6 protein-coding genes are annotated in these 6,929 nt (G+C 52.0%); 4 read left to right on the top strand and 2 right to left on the bottom strand.

Annotation, left to right across the window (positions count from 1 at the left end):
- Positions 1-280: 280 nt before the first annotated feature.
- Entirely contained in the window at positions 281-601 is a 321-nt protein-coding gene (locus C5F46_RS15430; protein WP_107326205.1) for an H-NS histone family protein, read from the top strand.
- 231 nt (positions 602-832) lie between these two features.
- Here C5F46_RS15430 and C5F46_RS15425 read toward each other — a convergent pair whose 3' ends face one another.
- A complete protein-coding gene (locus tag C5F46_RS15425) occupies positions 833-2,530 on the bottom strand; it encodes an AIPR family protein (protein ID WP_107326204.1) in 1,698 nt (565 codons plus the stop codon).
- A 332-nt stretch (positions 2,531-2,862) separates the two neighbouring features.
- On the opposite strand from C5F46_RS15425, the gene C5F46_RS15420 reads away from it, so the two are divergent.
- From C5F46_RS15420 to C5F46_RS15410, 3 genes are all read left to right on the top strand, one after another.
- On the top strand, positions 2,863-3,495 hold the full coding sequence (locus C5F46_RS15420; RefSeq protein WP_107326203.1) for a tyrosine-type recombinase/integrase: 633 nt from the start codon (positions 2,863-2,865) through the stop codon (positions 3,493-3,495).
- 90 nt (positions 3,496-3,585) lie between these two features.
- Positions 3,586-3,852, top strand: coding sequence for a type II toxin-antitoxin system RelE family toxin (locus C5F46_RS15415; protein ID WP_107326202.1), 267 nt, complete (start codon positions 3,586-3,588; stop codon positions 3,850-3,852).
- On the top strand, positions 3,849-4,193 hold the full coding sequence (locus C5F46_RS15410) for a helix-turn-helix transcriptional regulator (protein WP_107326201.1): 345 nt from the start codon (positions 3,849-3,851) through the stop codon (positions 4,191-4,193). The genes C5F46_RS15415 and C5F46_RS15410 overlap by 4 nt, the downstream gene beginning before the upstream one ends.
- Positions 4,194-4,301: 108 nt before the next feature.
- On the opposite strand, the gene C5F46_RS15405 is transcribed toward C5F46_RS15410, so the two are convergent.
- Positions 4,302-6,578, bottom strand: coding sequence for an NACHT domain-containing protein (locus tag C5F46_RS15405; protein WP_107326200.1), 2,277 nt, complete (start codon positions 6,576-6,578; stop codon positions 4,302-4,304).
- Positions 6,579-6,929 lie beyond the last annotated feature (351 nt).

Raw genomic sequence — 6,929 nt, 5'->3', positions numbered from 1 at the left:
AGGGGCAACTCGGCCCGGTCTGACGCGGGGTTGCGCGCGAGAGCCCGAACGGGATTAGGGGATTGTCAGTCGAAGGGATGGCCCAGAAGCCAGAGATGCGCAGGGAGCCCATGCCAGAACCTGTCACCCGGCCAATCGGGACTGCCTGACCCCAAGCCCAGCATCCCACTCGCGCCGAAAGTGCCGATCACCGGCTCCCGCCCCCTTGCCCCGCCTGCCGGAACGTGCGGCACCTGCCGCGACGGGCTATCGATACCGGGTCGGGACAAGGACCGCAGCCATGTCTGATTTCGATCTCGAGGCACTGTCGCTCGGAGAGCTGAAGAAAATGCAGAAGGACGTCGCCAAGGCGATTTCCACATTCGAGGATCGGCAGAAGGCGGAAGCCCGCGCCAAGGTGGAGGCCTTCGCCCGGGACCTGGGCTACTCCCTGGCCGAACTTGTCGGCACGGAGACGAAATCCTCCCGTGCGGCTGTCGCGGCGAAATACCGGCACCCTGAGAACCCGGCGCTGACTTGGTCGGGCCGGGGTCGCAAACTGCAGCGGTTCGTGGAGGCGTTGGAGGAAGGGACGACCGCAAGCGACCTAACCATAAGTTGAGGGTATGGGCGACGCGATCGGCCCTTAGCGGACACTACGTTCAGTTTGACAACGCGCCGAAAGCTGGCCTTCGCGCTTGCCGCGGCAGCGATGAAGTTGCCAGCAGCAACCTTATCTGGTTTGCTGCCGAGCGCGACCGCGCGCACGTTCGTGCCTTCTTGTGTCGTCATCACGAGGTGCCATTGTGATTAGTGCCGGACCATAATAAAAGGATGCACGACGTAAATAGGTTCACTTCATGCCCTTTAGTGTTCCAACAAACCTTCTGTCTTGATGGGCGTTTGTTTTGTCGAATTCCGCAGATTGCTTTTCGATAGCTTTAGCCAGCAAAGCTTCTGCTTCCATCACAATTCGAAGAAAAACTTTTGGATCGTTTAATTTTAGAAGCGCTGCCTCAGCATATTTCTTATTGGCGATTTCATTGGATAGATTAGGCGGAGTTCCAAAGCTTCTGCGAACCAGAAGTGCGATGATAAATCGAAACTTCCACAAACTCTTCCTTGCACCCCCAACGCATAGTTTCTCTATGCCACGAAGGATCTTGGCTGATATCAGGTATGGCCACATAGAATGCTCATCCCTATACATTCTTGCCGCATACTTTTTCAGAAGGACACCATAGTAATCATTGGCATCAACGGGATCTTCGATATAACAGCTTACGAACGCATTTGTCATCGATGTTAGTGTTATGATATTTTGAGGCGTGTAGGCCGTATCAGCATACTGGCGTTTGCGACGTTCATAGACGACTTTGCTTTCGGGGCGGTCTTCTATGCTGAGAAAAAATCTTTCGAGTTTTTTGTGGAAATCTGATAGAACAACGAATGCTTCGTCCTTGACCTCAGTCTGCCTATTGGTGGCTCTAACGATGTCATTTATGATATCTTTGTCTTCAACTTCAATGATTTTGACTGGAACTGACGTAGTCGGTAGCAGTTTGCTGCGATTTTCAAATATTATATTACTGGTTTGGCATCCATTCACAATCTGATAGTCTGATAGCGTGAATTTCTTCCCAACTAAATTCACCCCCTTTGCAACAATCGTTATTCCATTATTGAGTGCAGCAAGCTTACTTTGCTCTTCTTGTGATGAAATGGTGGCGGAAATTTCATCATTCACGGGGTTGCGGTTCAAAAAATCTCGGACATTCTCATTAAAAATGGCTTTGTGAAGGCGCCCATCAGAGTTTGTAAGCAGCTTCACAAGTTCGGTGCATGGCAATACTCCGATATATGACTGCCTGATCCCAGGGATTGGTGGAAGTGAAGCAAATTCATTCATTTGAATTTCACGTTCAATTCTGAGATTAACCTCTTGATACCTTTCTTGTAGCCGATCGGAGTCAACGAAGTTGAAATTAACTTCTGAGAACATTCCGAAAGATAACAGTTCCGCCTTTCCCGCTTCCACACGTGCGATCACCGTTGCGTCATTCAAAAATCTACCCGCATAACAGTAGTAAATGTTTAGCCTTGGTTTGGATTTAAACTTGACGCTGATCGAAAAAACTTTCTCTGAAAGTGACCTCCTATCTTGTATTTGCTCATTTGCGGGCATGAATTTATCGCCAAAAAACTCCTTCACACCTTGTAGAAAGCTTCCAATCTCGGCTGCATTAAGATTTCGTGAGGTCTTAGACTGAATGAAGCAAAAGTCTGCATCAATGCGCTGACGTGATGCGATTTCATCTACGTGATTGGGAGTGGTAATAAGGATGTCGTTCAGAAAAATCCCAATCGCATCGATTGCAGTATCGTGTCCACCTGCAACGACAACATCCGACAATTCTGTGTGTTCAGAGAAATCTCTAAGCATCACGCAGTAAGCTGAAAAATACTCAAAAGCATCAGACTCCTTAAGCCCTTCCAGGCCTTGGAGTTTTGAGAATTCATTTAAGTAGGATGTCAGAATAGGGTCGTCCATGCAACTAATCCCTGTTAAGCTTTCACCTCCCGATACAGCCAGACTTCGTCTGTTAGGGCAAGGGGATATGAGGCCCGACTTGCAGAGTATTGCCCCCTTTCGTTGACCTCACCTGCGCGAACTCTTCGCGGGCTATTACTTAGTTGTCGCTGTCGAAATGCTGCAGCCCGCACAAAAGGCTGCTTTTGCAGTTTGCTGCAACTGCTCCGCTGCAGTGCCGTGAGTCCGCTTCCCGCCCCCCTCGATCGATCGAAACGATGGATGGATCGGTGCTACACTTCCGGATCGGCGGAGCCGAGGACGTGGTGGGCGTGGCGGAGAGGAGTACTGTCATGACCATTGAAACCTTGCCCGCTCTTCGCCCGTCCCGCGCGCCGTGGAACAAGGGCCGCATCATTGGCCAAAAGCTTCCGCTGCAGCCTAAGCACGTCTGGTCCATCCGCGTTCGATTGGAAATGGCCGACAATTGGCGTGACCTTGCCCTGTTCAACATGGCCGTCGACAGCAAACTCAGGGGCTGCGATCTGGTCGGCCTCAGGGTAAACGACGTTTATGCAGCCGGTCACGTCAAGGAACGTGCGTCGGTGACCCAGAGCAAGACCCGAAAACCCGTCCGCTTCGAGATCACCGAGACCACGCGCCTGGCGCTGGAACGGTGGATCAAGGATCCCGAGATGATCGGCAGCGAGTATCTCTGGCCCAGCCGCGTTCACGCCAGCCCGCACCTGTCGACGCGTCAATATGCCCGGATCATGCGCGACTGGGTTCTTTCGATCGGTCTCGAGCCCAGTGCCTATGGCACGCATTCGATGCGCCGCACGAAAGTTGCGCAGATCTACAAGAAGACCGGAAATCTGCGCGCCGTGCAGCTGCTCCTGGGCCACACCAAGATGGACAGCACCGTTCGGTATCTGGGCGTCGATCTGGAGGATGCGCTGACGTTGTCGGAAGGGATCGATCTGTGACCTTTGCCTGGCCGACGCCTGTCGGCCAGGCATGTCGCGCAGGGCGACAACGCGCTTGACTTTGGCGAGAATGTCGCCTAAAGCTACATCATGAAGCAGATCAGCACCACGAAAGCCGCGATCAAGGCCTTGCGACGGATGCCCTCTAATACCGCTGCGCTGATCCGCGCCAAGATTGAAGCCTATGCGCAAGACGCGAACTCGCAGGCCAATACCATGAAGCCCTTGAAAGGCCGGGAGGGTATCCGGCTGAGGGTGGGGGACTGGCGGGTGATCATGGAGGGTCAGGGCAACGGTCTGGTCCTTCTCGATATCGGGCCGCGCGGCGGCGTCTGCGACGGAAAGGGTTTGAGATGACCGAGATGGTGACGATCCCGCGCGAAGAATACGACCGCCTGCGGGCTGCCGCGGAGGATCTGGCCGACCTGCAAAGCTATGACCGCGCCAAGGCGCGGCTGGCGGCGGGAGAGGACGAATTGATCCCGGCGGACTATGCAAACCGCCTGCTGAATGGCGAAAGCGCCTTGCGCGTTTACCGCGATCTGCGCGGGCTGACCCAAGCTGCGCTGGCCGAAAAATCGGGCGTGAAGCGGGTCACCGTTGCCGAGATCGAGACCGGCCGAAAGCAGGGCTCAATCGCAACATTGCGCGCCCTGGCCGATGCGCTTGGCGTGAGTCTGGATGATCTGACGGAGTAACGTCGGCCCACTCCTGCCATTGGCAGGTGGCTGACTAGCCTCCCCAAAGCCACCCTTTGCTCAAAATTCAGCATTCTGTGCGCTGGAGGCAAGAGAAGCTTCCGCCGTTCAAGTGAGCTTTCTACATTCATCCAGAATTGGAGATTTGTGCGTCGCGGGTGATTGAATAATCGCAATCGCATCTTTACGCATGGAGCGTGTTCCTGCAAAAATGGTTTTTCCCTGTCGTCCGCTCTCCATGAGAAATCCGTGTTTCTTCAACGATGCAATAACATCCGGAGCAATCATTCGCGCCCGATGATCCAAGCCGCGCAACAAGGCGCTTTCTAGTCGAGAAATCCCGGCTTGAGCATATACCTTTCTCAAGGTGACGACCAGAACCTTAACTCCCATGGGCAGTTCGGATCCTAGTATTTCGCTGTTTACCACGTATGAACTAGAGAATTTCCCAATCTCGCAGTTCATGAACGTTTCAGTAGGCAAGTCTCGCTCAGATGCGCGGCCTTCTATATTTCCTATCAGACACTCACTAAAATGAATATGCTCAGGCAGCTTGCCATCCGGAGGCAAGACTAAGCTAGATATAAGGCAGTTTGAGAAGTCGACCTTTATGGGATCCCAAATTTCCTGACAGATATCAAGCTCCTGGATGTCTATTCCCTCGAATGTCATATATCCTTCCGGTTGCCCCAAGAAAATCATAGGAAGGAAAAGATCAAAAGCGAGTTCATGATTTCCGTCCGTCAATTCCTTCGAAATGCACGCACTGAGAAGTCCAGTAGAAATATCTTCCTCTTCTATTGCCGCGCAAATCACATGAGTTCCAACTTGGTTGAGTTGCTGGGTGACGTTTCGAAGATCATCTCTATAGGTTTCTTCGCCATAAGGATGCCTAATGTGTGATAAAACGAGGCTTGCACTTGCGGCGTTCAAAAAGTCGATATCAATAAATGTCCGGCTGGATACACTATCCGGGGAAATGCCCAAGCCAGGCAGACGAAGGAGTAGGCGTCTCTCATCTTCACTTACTGTGTTACCGGTGGCAGCGTAGAAGGCCTCATCCATCTCTGTCGGCGAAAAACTCTTCTGCAAGGCGTTGCCTTGCCTAGCCTTCGTGGCCAAGAGACCCCAGAATTTCAAGATGGACGCTTTATCTACGCCCTCGGATTGCTCGCTCTCACGGCCCGCGATCATCGTCAGGAGCGAAGACCAAGCTGCACCTTCAGGAAACGAACCAAGTGAGGAGACTGTCACGGCTTCCTTAATTAGATCCTTGTTGATTAGATAACTCAAGAAAAGCGGTCGCGTCGGAAGCCACTGTGGTAGCGGATCAGAATATCCCTTCCTGTTCAAGAATTCAGCGGCTTGATCTGTGTCGAATGGCTGTACGATGAGGTGCTCGAACACTCCCTCTGGAGTCCCAAGGGCCTCCCGCATCTCACTGTCAGAGTCAAAGTAAGCGGCACGGCCAGCGATTATGACAGATGACTTTTGGGGCGTTTGCCTGATTAGGTTCTTCACAACAGCGTGCGTGCTGCGTTTGAACTCGCGCAGCTTCCTATGATCCCCGGTCCATCCACGCGTGGATAATTCATCGAACCCATCGATAATCAAGTCAACATATCCAGCGCTCCATGCTGCAACTAACCTTCTAGGGTCCGCTGCGTTATTTCTGGCGTGTCTTTCAAGAAGTTCGACCGGGTCCGATTGTCCCAAGTGCTCTCGAAGGTTGATCGCGACAGGAAATCGGAAAGTTTTGTTCTGCGAGAAATCTTTCAATAAGGAGAAATACATCTCTCGAAGAAGCATGCTCTTACCGATCCCGTATTCCGCTGTAATAATCATCTTTGCGGAATCTTGGGTTCGCAGAGTGATTTCGTTTAGAGACCTAACTTCGCTTGTCGCAGCAAGGACTATCGTAGGCTCAACAAAATCAGAGCGTGGCACTTCAAATGAGTGGGATGCATGATCGTACACAGATCCAAATGGCTTCCCAGAACGTGTTCTTAGATATTCTGCTGCATCAAAGAGTAACGACCTAAGTTCATCGAATGATATTATTCTAGTTGTTTTCTCGTATTTCTTAACTGCAGCCTTCTGGTCGGCTGTTGGCTCGTGCAAAGTAACTAAGAAACCTTGGGCCATATTTCCTTCAGATCGCTTCTTTGTTACTAGTTCATGCGTTTTCTTGGCGTCATAAAGCGCCTTGTCTTTTTTCTTTTCTGTCGTTGCCTCGACGATAGTGAAGAAGCTGCCATTCCAGAAGACACCGTCACGTTCTTGGCCGTCGACTTTTTCGGAACCTTGGCCGATCGAGTTTGAATACAGGCTTCTGCAAATTCTTTTCACCTCATCTTCAAATTCCTCCCCGGTATAATGTCGCATGGAATATTAACCTTTATAGCTGTCATCATCGGTCATCATATCACCTTAGGCTGATTTTTTCGTCAAGCCCATGTTTCGAGTTGTTTTCGGTTGAGCAGCGAATGACCGGTCCCGGCCGTCTCTACGAGCAAGGACGAAGATGCCGAACGACCGCTTCCCGCCCTATGTACGTACCACGATCTGCGCAGATGGCACACAGACGTTCCTCTGATCGGCATCGCCGGTCACACGGTCGGCGATAGGCCCAGAGGCGCACCCGCGCCGCGCCCGGGCCCTCGGGAAGTGAGGCCGAAGCCTCACCCGAAGGGATCGTATTCCGAGACGATCACGACCTCGTCGCCGTCGATTTCA

It is taken from the genome of Phaeovulum veldkampii DSM 11550 (assembly GCF_003034995.1).
GTDB classification, from domain to species: Bacteria; Pseudomonadota; Alphaproteobacteria; order Rhodobacterales; family Rhodobacteraceae; genus Phaeovulum; species Phaeovulum veldkampii.
The sequence above is the reverse complement of the archived record's forward strand: the minus strand, read 5'-3'. Positions and strand labels throughout refer to the sequence as shown.

Coding starts and splice junctions, on each gene's coding strand:
- C5F46_RS15425 (WP_107326204.1), bottom strand. CDS start 2,530: ATGGACGACCCTATTCTGACATCCTACTTAAATGAATTCTCAAAACTC.
- C5F46_RS15420 (WP_107326203.1), top strand. CDS start 2,863: ATGACCATTGAAACCTTGCCCGCTCTTCGCCCGTCCCGCGCGCCGTGG.
- C5F46_RS15415 (WP_107326202.1), top strand. CDS start 3,586: ATGAAGCAGATCAGCACCACGAAAGCCGCGATCAAGGCCTTGCGACGG.
- C5F46_RS15410 (WP_107326201.1), top strand. CDS start 3,849: ATGACCGAGATGGTGACGATCCCGCGCGAAGAATACGACCGCCTGCGG.
- C5F46_RS15430 (WP_107326205.1), top strand. CDS start 281: ATGTCTGATTTCGATCTCGAGGCACTGTCGCTCGGAGAGCTGAAGAAA.
- C5F46_RS15405 (WP_107326200.1), bottom strand. CDS start 6,578: ATGCGACATTATACCGGGGAGGAATTTGAAGATGAGGTGAAAAGAATT.